The following is a 15,649-nucleotide window of genomic DNA, read 5'->3' on the forward strand; positions in this document are numbered from 1 at the left end:
GCGGTGACGGTCGTGCGTGTCTTGTGGTTGTGGCCCGGGGTCTTGCTGCTCGGCGGTTGCGCGCTGGTGGCCGGGGACCGGGGCTCGGTGGTCTCTGTCGAGGACCGTCCCCTCACGACCTCCTCCCGGGCAGAGCCGAGGGCGCAGGTGCCGCGGCCGACGGAGGTCGCATCGCTCCCGGCGCCCCCCGTGGCCGCCCCGCTGCCGGCTCCGGAGCCCGCCCCCGTGGTGGCGATCCCGCTGCCGCCGTCCCCGCGCCCCGCAGAGGTCGAGGCGCGGCCTTCGCCCCCGGCCCCCGCCGAGGCTTTGACGGTGGTATCGGCGGCGCCTGCGGTTCGGGAGGCCGGGCTCCCCGGGGCGTCGGCCTCCCAGAGCAAAGTGGTGGCCGCGCTTACCACGCAGGCCAATCAGCAGACCCGCGCGGGCAACCTGGAACAGGCGTCGGCGACGCTGGAGCGTGCGTTGCGGATTGAGCCCGACAACCCCTGGCTGTGGCACCAGCTCTCCCTGGTCCGGCTCTTTCAGCACCAGGACGAGCAGGCCGCCCAGCTGGCTGCGCGCAGCAATTCGCTGACCGCGGACGCCGCCCTGCAGGCCCGGAACTGGCGGGTGGTCGCCCAGGCGAGGGAACGCACCGGGGACACCGCGCAGGCGAGCGCGGCGGCGGCGCGGGCCCGGGCCCTCGGGGGGCCGTAGGGCGGGGGGCCTTCGGTCGGCGCCCGGCTATGCCTGCGGCCCCGGGCCGGTCCCCGGGGGGGCCTTGCCGGACAGGCGGTAGGCGAAGGCGATGACCTCGGCGACCGCCCGGTAGAGCTCGGCCGGGACCTCATCGCCCAGTTCCACGAGGGCCAGCAGCTGGACCAGGTTGCGGTCCTCGCGGACGGGGATCTGGTGCTCGTGGGCGATCGCCAGGATCCGGTCGGCCACCTCGCCCCGTCCCCTGGCGGTGACGCGGGGCGCGCCCGTCCCGTCGTAGCGCAGGGCGACCGCAGTGGAGGGGACGGGCTCGCTGCTCACGCGCGGAGATCGAGCAGGGTATCGGGCAGGCGGGGCGCGCGGAATCCGGGTCCCGGGCCCGGCAGGCAGTGGACGCCGCGCGGCTCCAGCCCCGCGCCGCGCAGGGCGGCGGTGAGCTCCTCGCTCCTCTGGCGCAGCAGGTCGAGCGTCCCGGGGTCCTCCGCCCAGATCGTCGTGGCGACGCTCCCAGCCTGCCAGACGACGCGCGCCTGGACCGGGCCCAGCGCCTCGAGGTCGAGCGCGAGGGAGACGCTCCAGGGGCGGGGACCCCCACCGGGGTCGGCGCCAGTCTCGGGCTCGATGTGGAGGCTGAGCACGTCGAGGTGGTCGGTCGTGCGCACCGGGACCTCGACGAGCCACCCGGGGTGGGGCCCTTCGCCGTGGGGCACTGCCCGGAGCTGATTCAGTTCGATGCGGGCGATGGCCGCCTCCACCTCGGACCTCGTCCGCAGGGTCCCGGCCGACACCCCCGCCGGCAGGACGGGCGGACCGTCCGGCAACTCGCCCGGGGGCGGTGCGGTGTTCTCGGTGGTCCCCGACCGCGGCGGCTGGGCTAAAGGTTCCGCCTGGGTGGCCGCCCTCGGGAGCAGGGTCGCCAGCCGAAGCAACTGGGCCTTCAGATCGGTGGGCGGTGGCTGCCCAGGTGCCATGGCGGCGAGACGGGCCTCGAGAAAGGTGCCGCTGTCCTCCACCGCGGCGCGAAGTCCCGGCCCCTTCGAGACCTGATTGACCGTGGGCAGGGTGGCGAGGAGCGTATCGACCACCGGAGAGAGGTTGGCCGGCGCTCGAACCTCGGTCAGCAGTCGGGTCACCGACTCCAGCGCCCCCCCCAGGGAGCCGGCGGAGGGCAGAACGGACCGGAGGGCCTCGCGCAAGACGGCGTCCGGGGTTCCGTGGCCGGCCGGCGGGAGCGGCTGAGCCGAGCGGACCCCGGTGCCACCAGGGCTGTCGGGGTCTGGCGGGGCCAGGATCCGCAGCACCTGGGGCGGGTCGGCGGTCTCCACTCGTGCCGTCAACCGTTGCCCGGCAGTGAGGGGGACCTCGGTCTGGGCTTCGATGCGCTGGCCTGCCATCATCAGGACTGCGCGTCCCGGTGCCGGGGCCTCGACCACGCTGATCGGGAGGATCTGCCCGACCCGCCAGCTCTTCAGGGCGGGAGCGTCGGTGCCGGAGGGCCCGGCAGGCGGGCCGAGTGCGATGCGCGGGATGTCCAAGGGCCGGGCCATGGGTTCGGCGGAGTTTGCCCGTGAAGAGGACTATCGGCATCCGTGTCGGACACTGAAGCGGGAAGAGAACGGGGCGGTTGGTACGTCCGGCGCGCCGGCGAGGTCCGGGGACCCTTTGCGGCGGCCCAGGTCGCACGCCACATCGTCCTCGGCCGGGTGCGCCTCGGCGACGAGGTGAGCCGCGACGGGACCGAGTGGGTGCCCCTCGGATCGCGCAGTGAGCTCCTGCCGGTGGGGCTGGACGAGCTCTCCGACGAGGACACCCTGTGGCGGCTGCGTCTGCGGGAGGACGAGCGCAGCGGCATCGATCGACGTGCCGGCCAGGTGCCTTCCCCGGAGATCGCGGAACGGCGCTCGGGCAAGGAGCGGCGCCGTCCCGAGCCCGAGGCGCTCGTCCGGGCCCGCCGCAAGCGCCAGGACTTCCTGCGCGACGTGCGCCGGCCCGCCCCGAGCCGACGGGGCTGGGCGTGGCTGGGGGTCGCGGCGACTCTGGCGCTGGTGACCACGGTCGCGGTGCTCACGACGAAACCTCGACCGCCTCCCGGCCCGCACTGCAACAGCGACCCCGACCCCGGGGTCGATTGGCACGATTGCCGGCTCGAAGGGCTCGATGTATCCGGTGCCGACCTTTCCGGCGCCCTCCTTCGCGGGGCGAAGGCCCGGGAGGCCCGAATGACCCAGACGCGGCTCCCCAGGGCCGACCTCGCCTATTCGGACCTCGCCCGCGCCAACCTGGCGGCGGCGGACCTCTCCGGTGCCTCGCTGGTGGGGACGAACCTGTCCGGCGCGGACCTCAGCGCGGCCGACCTCTCCGGTGCGGACCTTCGATACGCGGACCTCAGCCGGGCGCGGCTCCAGGGTGCCCGGCTCGAAGGTGCGGCACTGGGGAGGGCCGTTTGGGTGGACGGGCGCCTCTGCGCCCCGCAGTCGGTCGGGTCCTGTACCCCGGAGTGACGGGGTCGGGACGGCCGGGCGCCGCTCAGGCGCTGCCGCAGCCGGGCGCCTCGCCGCCTCCCGCATCGCCGAAGCTCTCCGTGGTGTAGCGCCAGGCGTACAGCGGCTCCCGGGAGGGCCCTGACGGGATGCCGGCCTTGCGTTTGAGGTGAGCGAGGAACTGGGCGGGGTCGGGAAGGCTGTCCCAGACGGATGGCAGGAACGTCGCACGCCGATGGCCCTGCGCGATGAGCAGCCCGTCCACCCCAGGGCGCAGCGACCGCAGGAGCTCCTCCTCGTCGCGAACGTCCAGCGGCTCGCGGGGGGACAGCACGGAGACGTGCACGGTGAGGCGGGGCGCCTCCTCGGCCGTGACGGGTGGGAAGCGGGGGTCCTGGAACGCGGCGTCGAACGCGTGCTGGGCGACGTCTTCCACGAGCGGTTGGTGTGCCTCGAGGCTGCCGATGCACCCGCGCAGCGCGTCCCCCAACTCGAGGGTGACGAACGTCGCCCGCAGGGGGCGCAGTGCCGGCTCGTAGTCCGCCGCCCGAGTGGGGAGCGGGGCTCCGTGGGCGAGTCCGCGGGCGATGGAGGCGCGGGCCACCTCGAGCAGGGTGCGCCGCTGTTCCGCGGTCAGACTCTCAGGCAAAGGCGTAGGCCCCGTAACCCACCACCCGGTCGCGCGGCCCCGCGGTGTCCCCCGAGTTCCGCAGATCGAGGAGTTGGACCTGCAGTCCGTGGTCGCGGGCGGCCTGCAGCAGTCCGTTGACGGGGCGGCAGCCGCAAGCCTGTTCCCCGTGCAGCGGGACCGGGGAGAGGCCCTCGATGAGACCCGAGGTCTCCCGGTCCATCCGGCGGGCACTCGCGTAGTCGTGATAGTGGCTCAGGTCCGAGCTCACCACGATCAGGGTCTCCGGCCCTCCCCAGAGCCGTTCGAGGACCTGGGCGACCTCTGCGGCCGTCGCGTCGCCCACGACGAGGGGGACGAGCGTGAAGTCCTTCAGTGCGACCTGCAGGAAGGGCAGGTGCACCTCCAGGCTGTGCTCGCGCGCGTGGGCCGCGTCGAGGACCTGTACCTGCGGGAGGTCGGCGAGCTGGGCGAGCGCCCGGGTGTCCAGGGCGACCCTGCCGAGCGGGGTCTCGAAGAAGTCGGCGCGGGACGCCGCGAGCCCCCGGAAGGCCACGTGGTGGCTGGGGCCCAGCAGGACGACCCGGTGGACGGTCTCGCGTGCCTGCCCGAGACGTGCGTAGGCGGTGGCCGCGACAGGCCCCGAGTACTTGTAACCGGCGTGGGGCGCGACGAGGGCCTTGGGAGGTGAGCCGTCCTGTGCGGCGTCCGCGAGGAGCGCCGCGACCGTCTCGCGAAGCTCCTCCGGGTCGTCAGGGTAGAACATCCCCGCCACGGCGGGCCTGCGCACGACGCTCATGCTTGATTTTCCTCGCCACGAGGCCTACTTACGACGAGTATAGGAAAGTGCGGCGCGCGTGGGAGGGCCGGTCGTGACTTTCGAGGCGCAGGCGGTATCGTTGCGGGACCCCGGGGTGGTGCCGACCCGGTACTGGCACCGGCTCGAGGACGGACGCGTGCAGTGCGACGTGTGTCCCCGGTTCTGCAAGCTCCACGAGGGGCAGCGGGGTCTGTGCTTCGTGCGGGCGCGGGTCGAGAACCAGATCGTTTCGACCACGTTCGGGCGCTCGAGCGGTTTCTGTGTCGACCCGATCGAAAAGAAGCCCCTCAACCATTTCCTGCCGGGGACTCCGGTGCTCTCGTTCGGGACGGCCGGCTGCAACCTCGCCTGCAAGTTCTGCCAGAACTGGGACATGAGCAAGTCCCGGGAGATGGACACCCTGATGGATGCCGCGGACCCCGAGACCCTGGCGCGGGCCGCGGAGCGTCTCGGCTGCCGCAGCGTGGCGTACACCTACAACGACCCGGTGATCTTCCTGGAGTACGCGGTCGAGACGGCGAAGGCCTGCCGGCCCCGGGGGATCCAGTCGGTGGCCGTGACGGCAGGCTACGTGACCGCCGAGCCGCGGCGGGAGCTCTTCCAGTGGATGGACGCGGCCAACGTGGACCTGAAGGGATTCCGCGACGACTTCTATCAGCGGCTCTGTGGCGGGCACCTGCAGCCGGTGCTCGACACTCTGGTCTACCTGAAGCACGAGACCCGGGTCTGGCTGGAGCTCACCACCCTGTTGATCCCGGGGGAGAACGACTCGAGCGAGGAGATCGAGGCCATGACGCGCTGGGTGGTCGGGGAGCTCGGCCCCGACGTCCCCATGCACTTCACGGCCTTCCACCCTGCCTGGAAGATGACGGAGACCCCGGCGACCCCGCACGCGACGCTCACGCGCGCGCGCCGCATCGCGATGGAGAACGGGGTGCGCTACGCCTACGTCGGGAACGTCCACGACCCGCAGGGGGAGAGCACGTACTGCCATCAGTGCGGGCAGGTCCTGGTCGGGCGAGACGGGTACGTGCTGTCGACCTGGCACCTGACGGCCGACGGGCGCTGCGACCGTTGCGGGACACCCTGCGCGGGCGTCTTCGAGGCCCGGCCCGGCCAGTGGGGCGGCCGCCGGCAACCGGTTCGCCTCGCCTCCTACTCTGCCTGAGGATTCGAGCCCTGCGCCGGGCGGTGCGGTCCTGCGCGACGGCGCCGCGGCGCGACGGCGCGGGCCCCCCGAATTGCGCCGGGACCCTGGTACACTCCGGGCGAGACCGGGGGCCGCCGGCTGCGGCGGCCGGTGCGGCTGGAAGGCGCAGGCGAACGACACGGGAGAGGGGGCACATGGGCGGGCTGTGGACCGGTGAGGAGTGGACGGTGGCGGTGGTGCCGTTTCTGGCGGGGTTCGCCATCGGTGCCTTCACCGTCTACCTGGTGCTGCTCCCCGACCATCTGCAGCGGCGCCGGCTCCAGGCGGAGATCGACCGGCTCAACGCGGAATTGAAGGCCTACCGGGAGCAGGTCTATCAGCACTTCCGGCGGACCTCGGACCTGTTCCAGGGGCTCACCTCCTCCTACCGGGCCATCTACGAGCACATGGCGGGAGGGGTGCGGTCCCTCTGCAGTGCCGAGAGTCCGGCGCCGGCCCTGGAACTGCCCGAGAGGGGGCTTCTGGGGGGGGCAGAGGGCCTGGGCGGCCTGGGCGAAGAGCCTTCCGCGGACGCGTCCAGGAAGGGGTCAACGCCTTTCGGGTGACCCGGGGCGGGGGCGCGAAAGGGGGCGCCGGTGGGGCGCCCTCAGACGAACCGGCCGCTGCGCAGCAGCTCGATGATGTTCCTGCGGTTGCGCAGCAGCACCGCGAGGACCTTCGCCTGTGCCCGGTCTTCCTCGCCGTCCTGCGCCAGAAGCGTATCCATGCGTGACTGCAGTTCGTCGATGTTGCGTTCCAGGTCGTCTTCACTGACCCGAGGGACGTTGCCCAGCGCTTGCTCGTTTTCGAACATGACCTCTACCTGGCCGTTGCAGGGACCGCGCAGCAACCCCGCCCCCCATTCCCACCCCGGGAACGGTGCAGCGGCGAGGGCCGTGCGCCGTTGCGGCGCGTGCGCTGGCGCGAAAATGTAACAGGCCCGTCCCGCGCTGTCACCCGCCAGGGGGCGTCCCACGCATCGGGTCTGCCTTACTGCTTGTGCCTGTTCAAGCCTGCCATTACACTAAGCGGGTTCGGGTGCGGGGTGGAGCAGTCTGGCAGCTCGTCGGGCTCATAACCCGAAGGTCGCAGGTTCAAATCCTGCCCCCGCTACCAAGTTCGAAGAGAGGCCCCGACGTCGGGGCTTTTCTTTACGGTCGGCCAGGCAGTCCCCGGCCGGCGAGGTCGCCAGTGCGGACGTGAACAAGTGGGCCTCGCGCCCACTTTTTGTTTCTGAGGCCGGAAATGCGCAATGAGGCGGAGCGGCTACGCCGCCTTCTCGAGCCGAGCGTGGTGGGTCTGGGGTACGAGCTCGTGGGCGTCGAGCTCCAGGGGCAGGGGGTTCGCTCGCTCCTGCGCCTGTACATCGACCGGCCCGAAGGGGTGACGCTCGAAGACTGCGAGCGGGTGAGTCGCCAGGTGAGCGGCGTGCTGGACGTGGAAGACCCCATCCGTGGGGCCTACACGCTGGAGGTGTCCTCGCCGGGACTCGAGCGCCCGCTGTTCACGCCGGCGCACTTCGATCGTTTCGCGGGCGAGCGGGTCAAGGTGAAGCTGGACGTCCCGGTGGAGGGGCGGCGGAGCGTCACTGGCGTTCTGCGCGGGATGCGGGAGGGTTGCGTGGTCGTGCTGGAGGATGGGGTGGAAAGGGTATTGCCGCTCGATGCGATCCGGCGGGCGCACCTCGCGCCCGACCCGGCCTTCGGAAAGCGCTGATGGGGGCCTGGCGATGAGTAAAGAGATCCTCATGGTCGTGGACGCCGTCTCCAACGAGAAGGGCGTTGGCAAGGAGGTCATCTTCGAGGCGATCGAAGCGGCGCTCTCGAGCGCGACGCGCAAGAAGCACGGCGGCGAGATCGACGTGCGCGTGTCGATCAATCGGGAGACCGGCGCGTACGACACCTTTCGCCGCTGGGAGGTCCTCCCCGACGAGGCCCCGGTGACGGAGGAGGCGCCTTTCGTCCCCGAGCGGCAGATCCGGCTGAGCGAAGCGGTGCTGCGCAAGCCGGGTGTTCAGGCGGGCGAATTCATCGAGGAACCGATGGAGTCCGTCGCGTTCGGTCGGATCGAGGCGCAGACGGCCAAACAGGTGATCGTCCAGAAGGTCCGTGAGGCCGAGCGGGCCCAGGTCGTGGAGCAGTACCGTGAGCGCCAGGGCGAGCTCGTGACGGGCGTGGTGAAGCGGCTCGATCGGGGCAACGTGCTCATCGACCTGGGCGGTAATGCCGAGGCGGTGGTCCTCAAGGAAGAGCTGATCCCCCGCGAGGCGATTCGCCCCGGCGACCGGCTGCGCGGGTACCTGCGGGAGGTGCGCTCGGAGCCCCGCGGTCCGCAGTTGTTCGTGAGCCGCACGGCGCCCCAGTTGCTGATCGAGCTCTTCCGCCTGGAGGTGCCGGAGATCGCGGACGGGCTGATCGATCTGAAGGCCGCGGCGCGCGACCCGGGCTCGCGCGCGAAGATCGCGGTGCGCACCCGCGAGCAGCGCATCGATCCCATCGGGGCGTGCGTTGGCATGCGGGGCTCACGGGTTCAGGCGGTGTCGAACGAGCTCGCCGGCGAGCGTGTGGACATCGTGCTCTGGGACGAGAACCCTGCGAAGTTCGTCGTCAACGCGATGGCGCCCGCCGAAGTCTCCTCGATCGTGGTCGACGAGGAGGCGCACAGCATGGACGTCGCGGTCGCGGAGAACCAGCTCGCGCTCGCGATCGGCCGTGGCGGCCAGAACGTGCGGCTCGCCAGCGAGTTGACCGGGTGGACGCTCAACGTGATGACCGAGGGCGAGGCCGACGAGAAGAGCGAGGCGGAGGTCCAGGCGCTGCAGCGTTCGTTCATGGATCAGCTCGACGTCGACGAGGAGGTCGCGGCCATCCTGGTGCAGGAGGGCTTCACCACCGTCGACGAGGTCGCCTACGTTCCGCTGGACGAGATGCTGAAGGTCGAGGAATTCGACGGCGACATCGCCAGGGAGCTGCAGTCGCGCGCGCGCGACGTGCTCCTGACCCGCGCGATCGCGAGCGAGGAGACGGCCGCGGACCTGGACGAAACGTTGCTCGCCGTGGAAGGGATGACGGTCGACCTGGCGCGTTCGCTCGCCTCGCACGGCGTGGCGACCGGGGACGACCTGGCGGAGCAGTCGGTGGACGAGTTGGTGGAGCTGGTCGGGATGGACCCTGGAGAGGCGGGAAAGCTCATTATGGCCGCGCGAGCGACCTGGTTCGCCGAAGACCAAGCGGCGCAGGAGAGTTAGGCAGTCGAGGCTCAGGATTATGGCGAGCGTGACGGTAAGACAGTTTGCCGAGGTGCTGAAGGTCCCGGTCGAGCGGCTGCTCGGGCAGCTGCAGGAGGCGGGCCTGGCGCACAAGGAGGGCGAGGACCGCATCAGCGAGGAGGAGAAGGTCCAGCTCCTCGACCACCTGCGGGGCCGCCGCGGCAAGCCTGCTCCGACCGAAGAGCCCGCTGCGCATCCGATCACGCTCAAGCGCAAGACCGTCAGCGAGATCTCCGTCAGCGCGGAGAAGAAGGCGCGTGGCACGCTTGCGCCGCCCACGCGCAAGACGGTGACGGTGGAGGTTCGCACGAAGCGTGCCCTGGGCCGGCGGACGGAGTCGCCCACCATCGAGAGCCTCGAGCGCGGCCTGAACGACGAGGACATGCGCCGCCAGATGGACGTGGCCAAGCAGGCGCTGCTGGAAGAGGCACGCCGACGCCACGAGGAGGTCGGGGAGAAGCTGCGCGTCGAGGAGGTCGAGCGCCGCGAGGCGGAGGCGCGCCGGCGGATCGAGATGGAAGAGGAGGCGCGGCGGCGCCGGGAGGAGGAGGCGCTGCGGCTCGAAGAAGCCCAGCGGGCGGCCGAGGAGGAGGCGCGGCGCAAGGCCGAGGAGGAGACGCGGGCGCGCGAGGCGGCCGAGGAGCGCCACCGGGAGCGCAGTGCGCGCCCGACGCGAGAGCAGCGCGTGCTCGAGGCGGCGGTCGAGGACCTTCAGGAGGTCCCGGCTGCGCGCAGTGAGCTGCACGTGGCGAGCGACAAGAGCGGCCGCCGCCCGAAGAAGAAGACGCGTCCTCGGGGTGGGGTCGTCACGCCGGCGGCGCCTCGGCACGGGTTTGCCCGGCCGACGGCCCCGATCGTGCGGGAGGTGAACATCCCCGAGACCATCACCGTGGCCGAGCTCGCCCAGCGCATGTCGGTCAAGGCGACCGAGGTGATCAAGGCGATGATGCGCCTGGGCAGCATGGTGACCATCAACCAGGTGATCGACCAGGAGACCGCGGCAGTGGTGGTCGAGGAGATGGGACACCGGGGAAAGCTGCTGAAGGAGAACGCGCTCGAGGAAGAGGTGCTGGGCGCGGCCGAGGAGGATCGCGACCTGCTGCCACGACCGCCGGTCGTGACCATCATGGGGCACGTGGACCACGGCAAGACCTCGCTCCTCGACTACGTGCGCCGCACGCGGGTCGCCGCCGGGGAGGCGGGTGGAATCACCCAGCACATCGGCGCCTCCTCCGTGAAGACCCCGAAGGGGACCGTGACCTTCCTGGACACGCCCGGCCACGCGGCGTTCACGGCCATGCGCGCCCGGGGCGCGAAGGCGACGGACATCGTGGTCCTGGTGGTCGCGGCGGACGACGGCGTGATGCCGCAGACCGTGGAAGCCATCCAGCACGCGCGCGCCGCCGGCGTGCCCATCGTGGTTGCGGTCAACAAGATCGACAAGCCCGAGGCGGATCCGGACCGCGTGAAGCACGACCTCGCGAACCACGGGGTGATGCCCGAGGAGTGGGGTGGTGACGCGATGTTCGCGCACGTCTCGGCGAAGACCGGGGCGGGTGTGGACCAACTGCTCGAGGCCATCTTGCTGCAGGCCGAGGTGCTGGAACTGACCGCCCCGAGAGATGGACCCGCGGCGGGCGTCATCATCGAATCGCGGCTCGACAAGGGGCGCGGTCCGGTGGCGACCATGCTGGTCCAGAAGGGCACCCTGCGCCGCGGGGACATTCTGCTGTCCGGCCAGGAGTTCGGTCGGGTCCGCACCATGTTCAACGAGAGCGGTGGGGAGGTGGCGGAGGCGGGTCCCTCCATCCCCGTCGAGGTGCTCGGGCTCTCCGCGATGCCCAATGCGGGCGACGAGGCGGTGGTCGTTCCGGACGAGCGCAAGGCCCGCGAGATCGCGCTGTTCCGGCAGGGCAAGTTCCGCGAGGTTCGACTGGCGAAGCAGCAGGCAGTGAAACTCGAGGACGTCTTCTCGCAGATGGAGGAGGGGCAGGTTCACACCCTGAATCTCATCGTGAAGGCGGACGTCCAGGGTTCCTCGGAGGCCCTGCGCGATGCACTGGAGAAACTCTCCACGGATGAGGTCAAGGTGCGGATCCTGGCCACGGGTGTGGGCGGGATCAGCGAGACCGACGTGAATCTCGCGATCGCCTCGCGCGCGATCATGCTCGCTTTCAACGTGCGGCCGGACGGAGCCGCGCGCCGGGCCATCGAGTCGGGCGGCGTGGACGTGCGCTACTACAGCGTCATCTACGAGATCATCGACGACGTCAAGAAGGCGATGACCGGGATGCTGGCCCCGGAGGTGAGGGAGCAGATCGTCGGGGTCGCGGAGGTCCGGGACGTGTTCCGCTCGCCGAAGTTCGGCGCCATCGCCGGCTGCATGGTGGTCGAGGGCGTGGTGAAGCGCAACAACCCCATCCGTGTCCTGCGGGACAACGTGGTGATCTACGAGGGCAGCCTCGAGTCGCTCCGGCGCTTCAAGGAGGACGTGTCGGAGGTGAAGGCCGGCACCGAGTGCGGCATCGGCGTGAAGAACTACAACGACGTGCGCGTGGGCGATCACATCGAGGTCTTCGAGCGCGTCGAAGTGATGCGCACGCTCGGCTGAGGCGTGGCGGCACGTCCGTCATCGCTCGGGGCCCCCGCGCGGGGGCGAGGTGAGTCTGTCCCGCATGGGAAGGTGTCCCTGATTGGCTAGGGAATTCAGCCGTGTCGACCGGGTGGAGGAGGCGATCCACAGGGTCGTCGCCGAGTTGTTGCTGCAGGAGGTGGATGACCCGCGCATCAGCCACCTGACGGTGTCCCGCGTGCGGGTGTCCAGGGACCTCGCGAACGCCAAGGTCTTCGTCGTCGTGCCCGACGAGGAGGTCGCGGCGCGCGAGGCCCTGCGGGCGTTGCGCCGGGCCGCCGGGTTCCTGCGCCGGGGTGTGGCCCGCCGGTTGATGATGCGCATGGTGCCGGAGCTGCATTTCGCGCCGGATGCCTCCCTGGCGGAGGGCAATCGCGTGGCTGCGCTGATCGAGCAGGCAGCGGCCCGCGAAGAGGCGGACAAGAGAGAGGAAGATGACGAGGCAGCGGGCGAAGGGTAGGGACCTGGACGGCATCGTCCTGCTGGACAAGCCGCTCGGCCTCAGCTCGAACGACGCCCTGCAGCGTGTGAAGCGGCTGTTCAGCGCACGCAAGGCGGGGCACACGGGAAGCCTGGACCGGCTCGCCAGCGGTTTGCTGCCCATCTGCCTCGGGGAAGCGACGAAGATCTCCGGGTTCCTGCTGAATGCCGACAAGTACTACCTGGCCACCTTCCGGCTCGGAGAGCGCACGACGACCGGCGACGCCGAAGGCGAGGTGCTCGAGCGCCGCCCCCTCGAGGGGGTGACCCGGCAATCGGTGGAGGCGGCCCTCGCACGCTTCCTCGGTCCGATCGCCCAGATTCCCCCGATGCACTCCGCCATCAAGTACCAGGGCAGGCCCCTGTACAAGCTGGCCCATCAGGGCATCGAGATCGAGCGCCAGCCGCGCTCGGTGGTCATCCACGCGCTCGACCTGCTGGGCTTCGAGGGCCGCGACGCGGAAGTCTCGGTTCGCTGCTCCAAAGGGACCTACGTGCGCACGCTGGCCGAGGACGTGGGCGAGGCGCTCGGCTGCGGGGCCTATGTGTCCTCGCTGCGGCGGCTCGGGTCCGGCCCCTACCAGTCTCCTGAGATGGTGACCCTCGAGCGGCTCGAGGCCCTCGCCGCCGAGGGGACCGCTGCGCTCGACGAGGTCATCCTGCCCGTGGAGTCTGCGCTCGGGGATTGGCCGGGCATCCACGTGCCCGAGGACATGGCCTACTACCTGCGCCAGGGGCAGGCGGTCCTGGTGCCGCGCGCTCCCACGCGAGGCTGGGTCCGCATCTACGAGGGGGATGCCCGCCTGCTGGGTCTGGGGGAGGTGCTCGACGATGGCCGCATCGCGCCACGCCGGCTCTTCCACTCCCCGGAGTGAGGACGCAGGACCAGGAAATCACTTGTTCCCACAAGGCCGTGGGTAGTCTTTGGCCTTGTGACACCACGGGGGCGCGGCTAGAATAGCCCGCTCGCCAGAACGACGACCCGGGAGTAGGAATTCGATGCCCCTCACAGCGCAGCGCAAGGCGGAGATTGTCACCCAGTACCAGCGTGGACCGGCGGACACGGGCTCGCCCGAGGTGCAGGTGGCGCTCCTCTCCGCCGAGATCAACGAGTTGTCCGAGCACTTCAAGGTGCACCTGCAGGACCACCACTCGCGGCAGGGTCTGCTGAGGAAGGTCAGCCGGCGCCGTCAGCTTCTCGATTACCTGCGACGCACGGACGTGGAGCGGTATCGGGACCTGATTGGTCGCCTCGGTCTTCGTCGCTAGTACGTCGCCCCGACGACCCCATTCAGGCCAGGAAAAACCATGCCCGTGATCAAGAAGTCCATTCAGTACGGCTCACGCACACTTTCGCTCGAGACCGGCGAGATCGCCCGACAGGCCAGCGGCGCCGTCATGGCCGCACTGGGGGATACCTCGGTGCTCGTCACGGTGGTCTGCTCCAAGGAGCCGTCGCCCGAACGGGACTTCCTGCCGCTCACGGTCGACTACCAGGAGCGCACCTACGCCGCAGGGCGGATTCCCGGTAGCTTCTTCCGTCGTGAGGGGCGGCCCAGCGAGAAGGAGATCCTCACCTCCCGCCTGATCGACCGGCCCATGCGGCCGCTGTTCCCGAAGGGGTTCACCCACGAGATCCAGATCATCGCCACGGTGATGTCCCTCGAGCCCGAGGTCGACCCGGAGATCCCGGCCATGATCGGGGCCTCCGCGGCGGTCGCGCTGGCGGGTATCCCGTTCAACGGCCCCCTCGGCGCTGCGCGGGTCGGATACAAGGACGGACAGCTCCTGCTCAATCCGACCTTCAGCGAGCTCAAGACCTCCCAGCTGGACTTGGTCGTGGCAGGCACCGACAGTGCGGTGCTCATGGTGGAGTCCGAGGCGCACGAACTGCCCGAAGAGGTCATGCTCGACGCCGTGATGTTCGGGCACGAGCAGTCCCAGAAGGTGGTGCGGCTCGTCCGGGAGCTCGCCGCGGAGGTCGCCCCGAAGTCCTGGGGTTGGCAGGCCCCGGCCGTCCAGGCCGACGCATTGATGCAGGCCGTGGAAGGCCGGGCGGGGGCAGCGCTGCGGGAGGCCTACCGCATCGCGGAGAAGATGGATCGCTACGGGCGGTTGAACGCGGTGCGCTCCGATGTGGTGAAGGCGCTCAGCGAGGGCGATTTGCCTGCGTGGACCGCCCAACAGGTGGCGGCGGCGCTGGCCAAGCTGGAGCGGGAAACCGTACGCGGGCGCATCCTCGCCGGCGAGCCTCGGATCGACGGGCGCGACCGGAAGACGGTGCGTCCCATCAGCATCCGGGTCGGTGTGCTGCCGCGCACCCATGGCTCGGCCCTCTTCACGCGGGGGGAAACCCAGGCCCTGGTTATCACCACGCTCGGCACGGGGCGGGACGCCCAGATCGTCGACGCCATCGAGGGCGAGCGGCGTGAGCCCTTCATGCTGCACTACAACTTCCCGCCGTACAGCGTGGGCGAGATCGGACGGGTCGGCGCGCCGAAGCGCCGCGAGATCGGTCATGGGCGGCTCGCCAAGCGCGGTCTGCAGGCGGTCATGCCGAACATGGAAGAGTACCCGTACGTCGTGCGGGTGGTCTCCGAGGTGACCGAGTCGAACGGGTCGAGCTCGATGGCGACGGTGTGCGGCACCAGCCTGTCCCTGATGGACGCCGGGGTGCCCATCGGGGCGGGCGTGGCCGGCATCGCCATGGGGCTGGTCAAGGAGGGGGAACGCTTCTCGGTCCTCTCCGACATCATGGGCGACGAGGACCACCTGGGGGACATGGACTTCAAGGTGGCCGGGACGCGCAAGGGCGTCACGGCGCTGCAGATGGACATCAAGATCGACGGGATCACCCGCGAGATCATGGACACGGCCCTCGGCCAGGCGCGCGACGGTCGCCTGCACATCCTCGACAAGATGGAGGAGGTGATCCGTGAGCCGCGTCAGGAGATGTCCGACTACGCCCCGCGGATCATCACTCTGAAGATCAATCCGGAGAAGATCCGTGACGTGATTGGGAAGGGGGGGTCGACGATCCGGGCCCTGACGGAGGAGACCGGCACCACCATCGACATCAGCGACGACGGAACCGTGCGCATTGCGTCGGTGGACAGCGCGGCGAGCGCCGAGGCGCGCCGGCGCATCGAACAGATCGCCGCGGACGTCGAGGTGGGGGTGATCTACGAAGGCCGGGTCGTGAAGCTCATGGACTTCGGGGCCTTCGTGGCAATCCTTCCCGGCAAGGACGGACTGCTGCACATCTCCCAGATCTCCCACGAGCGGGTCCAGAACGTGAGCGACCGCTTGACCGAGGGCGACATCGTCCGCGTGAAGGTCCTGGAGGTCGACAAGCAGGGCCGCATCCGCCTCAGCATGAAGGCGGTCGAGCAGGAGTCCGAAGGCTGACGCCGAACGGGCCCGTGACCGCGGAAGAGAGGGGCCCGCGCGGCCCCT

General features: G+C 70.5%; 16 protein-coding genes and 1 tRNA gene. 12 read left to right on the forward strand and 5 right to left on the reverse strand.

From position 1 onward, the window contains the following. Nucleotides 1-3: 3 nt before the first annotated feature. Nucleotides 4-696 (forward strand): tetratricopeptide repeat protein, encoded by a 693-nt coding sequence (locus tag KA217_08330; GenBank protein ID MBP7712454.1) that lies wholly within the window; start codon nt 4-6, stop codon nt 694-696. 27 nt (nt 697-723) lie between these two features. On the opposite strand, the gene KA217_08335 is transcribed toward KA217_08330, so the two are convergent. Both KA217_08335 and KA217_08340 read right to left on the reverse strand, forming a co-directional pair. Then, nucleotides 724-1,017, reverse strand: a complete 294-nt coding sequence (locus KA217_08335) for an EscU/YscU/HrcU family type III secretion system export apparatus switch protein (GenBank protein MBP7712455.1) — start codon at nt 1,015-1,017, stop codon at nt 724-726. After that, nucleotides 1,014-2,243: a flagellar hook-length control protein FliK gene (locus KA217_08340; GenBank protein ID MBP7712456.1), complete on the reverse strand. Its 1,230-nt coding sequence runs from the start codon at nt 2,241-2,243 to the stop codon at nt 1,014-1,016. The genes KA217_08335 and KA217_08340 overlap by 4 nt, the downstream gene beginning before the upstream one ends. Nucleotides 2,244-2,285: 42 nt before the next feature. On the opposite strand from KA217_08340, the gene KA217_08345 reads away from it, so the two are divergent. Next, nucleotides 2,286-3,197 carry a pentapeptide repeat-containing protein gene (locus KA217_08345; GenBank protein ID MBP7712457.1) on the forward strand — a complete coding sequence of 304 codons (912 nt, stop codon included), beginning with the start codon at nt 2,286-2,288 and terminating at the stop codon, nt 3,195-3,197. A 25-nt stretch (nt 3,198-3,222) separates the two neighbouring features. Here the strand turns inward: KA217_08345 and amrA are convergent, their stop codons facing one another. Together amrA and amrB are read right to left on the reverse strand one after the other, a co-directional pair. After that, entirely contained in the window at nt 3,223-3,825 is a 603-nt protein-coding gene (gene amrA, locus KA217_08350) for an AmmeMemoRadiSam system protein A (protein MBP7712458.1), read from the reverse strand. After that, nucleotides 3,818-4,603, reverse strand: a complete 786-nt coding sequence (amrB, locus tag KA217_08355; protein ID MBP7712459.1) for an AmmeMemoRadiSam system protein B — start codon at nt 4,601-4,603, stop codon at nt 3,818-3,820. The genes amrA and amrB overlap by 8 nt, the downstream gene beginning before the upstream one ends. A gap of 100 nt (nt 4,604-4,703) precedes the next feature. Here amrB and amrS point away from each other — a divergent pair, with 100 nt between their 5' ends. Further along, nucleotides 4,704-5,792 carry an AmmeMemoRadiSam system radical SAM enzyme gene (gene amrS / locus KA217_08360; protein ID MBP7712460.1) on the forward strand — a complete coding sequence of 363 codons (1,089 nt, stop codon included), beginning with the start codon at nt 4,704-4,706 and terminating at the stop codon, nt 5,790-5,792. Between the two features lie 176 nt (nt 5,793-5,968). After that, a complete protein-coding gene (locus KA217_08365; protein ID MBP7712461.1) occupies nt 5,969-6,379 on the forward strand; it encodes a DUF1043 family protein in 411 nt (136 codons plus the stop codon). Between the two features lie 41 nt (nt 6,380-6,420). Here the strand turns inward: KA217_08365 and KA217_08370 are convergent, their stop codons facing one another. Next, a complete protein-coding gene (locus tag KA217_08370; protein ID MBP7712462.1) occupies nt 6,421-6,627 on the reverse strand; it encodes a hypothetical protein in 207 nt (68 codons plus the stop codon). 225 nt (nt 6,628-6,852) lie between these two features. On the opposite strand from KA217_08370, the gene KA217_08375 reads away from it, so the two are divergent. The 8 genes from KA217_08375 (at nt 6,853) to pnp (ending at nt 15,601) form a co-directional block, all read left to right on the forward strand. Continuing rightward, a tRNA-Met gene (locus KA217_08375) sits at nt 6,853-6,929 on the forward strand. A 129-nt stretch (nt 6,930-7,058) separates the two neighbouring features. Further along, nucleotides 7,059-7,529: a ribosome maturation factor RimP gene (gene rimP / locus KA217_08380; GenBank protein MBP7712463.1), complete on the forward strand. Its 471-nt coding sequence runs from the start codon at nt 7,059-7,061 to the stop codon at nt 7,527-7,529. Nucleotides 7,530-7,542: 13 nt separating this feature from the next. After that, entirely contained in the window at nt 7,543-9,060 is a 1,518-nt protein-coding gene (gene nusA, locus KA217_08385) for a transcription termination/antitermination protein NusA (protein ID MBP7712464.1), read from the forward strand. Between the two features lie 19 nt (nt 9,061-9,079). Beyond that, nucleotides 9,080-11,692: a translation initiation factor IF-2 gene (gene infB / locus KA217_08390; GenBank protein MBP7712465.1), complete on the forward strand. Its 2,613-nt coding sequence runs from the start codon at nt 9,080-9,082 to the stop codon at nt 11,690-11,692. A gap of 82 nt (nt 11,693-11,774) precedes the next feature. After that, nucleotides 11,775-12,173 (forward strand): 30S ribosome-binding factor RbfA, encoded by a 399-nt coding sequence (rbfA, locus tag KA217_08395; GenBank protein MBP7712466.1) that lies wholly within the window; start codon nt 11,775-11,777, stop codon nt 12,171-12,173. After that, nucleotides 12,148-13,068 (forward strand): tRNA pseudouridine(55) synthase TruB, encoded by a 921-nt coding sequence (gene truB / locus KA217_08400; protein MBP7712467.1) that lies wholly within the window; start codon nt 12,148-12,150, stop codon nt 13,066-13,068. Before rbfA ends, truB begins: the two co-directional genes overlap by 26 nt. A 124-nt stretch (nt 13,069-13,192) precedes the next feature. Beyond that, nucleotides 13,193-13,462: a 30S ribosomal protein S15 gene (rpsO, locus tag KA217_08405; protein MBP7712468.1), complete on the forward strand. Its 270-nt coding sequence runs from the start codon at nt 13,193-13,195 to the stop codon at nt 13,460-13,462. 39 nt (nt 13,463-13,501) lie between these two features. Then, on the forward strand, nt 13,502-15,601 hold the full coding sequence (gene pnp / locus KA217_08410) for a polyribonucleotide nucleotidyltransferase (GenBank protein ID MBP7712469.1): 2,100 nt from the start codon (nt 13,502-13,504) through the stop codon (nt 15,599-15,601). Nucleotides 15,602-15,649 lie beyond the last annotated feature (48 nt).

It is taken from the genome of Gammaproteobacteria bacterium (assembly GCA_017999615.1).
Taxonomy (GTDB): Bacteria; Pseudomonadota; Gammaproteobacteria; order JAABTG01; family JAABTG01; genus JAGNLM01.

Excerpts from the sequence above, each read along its gene's own strand:
- KA217_08340 (MBP7712456.1), bottom strand. The coding sequence starts at position 2,243 with ATGGCCCGGCCCTTGGACATCCCGCGCATCGCACTCGGCCCGCCTGCC.
- amrB (MBP7712459.1), bottom strand. The coding sequence starts at position 4,603 with ATGAGCGTCGTGCGCAGGCCCGCCGTGGCGGGGATGTTCTACCCTGAC.
- KA217_08365 (MBP7712461.1), top strand. The coding sequence starts at position 5,969 with ATGGGCGGGCTGTGGACCGGTGAGGAGTGGACGGTGGCGGTGGTGCCG.
- KA217_08370 (MBP7712462.1), bottom strand. The coding sequence starts at position 6,627 with ATGTTCGAAAACGAGCAAGCGCTGGGCAACGTCCCTCGGGTCAGTGAA.
- rimP (MBP7712463.1), top strand. The coding sequence starts at position 7,059 with ATGCGCAATGAGGCGGAGCGGCTACGCCGCCTTCTCGAGCCGAGCGTG.
- nusA (MBP7712464.1), top strand. The coding sequence starts at position 7,543 with ATGAGTAAAGAGATCCTCATGGTCGTGGACGCCGTCTCCAACGAGAAG.
- infB (MBP7712465.1), top strand. The coding sequence starts at position 9,080 with ATGGCGAGCGTGACGGTAAGACAGTTTGCCGAGGTGCTGAAGGTCCCG.
- truB (MBP7712467.1), top strand. The coding sequence starts at position 12,148 with ATGACGAGGCAGCGGGCGAAGGGTAGGGACCTGGACGGCATCGTCCTG.
- rpsO (MBP7712468.1), top strand. The coding sequence starts at position 13,193 with ATGCCCCTCACAGCGCAGCGCAAGGCGGAGATTGTCACCCAGTACCAG.
- pnp (MBP7712469.1), top strand. The coding sequence starts at position 13,502 with ATGCCCGTGATCAAGAAGTCCATTCAGTACGGCTCACGCACACTTTCG.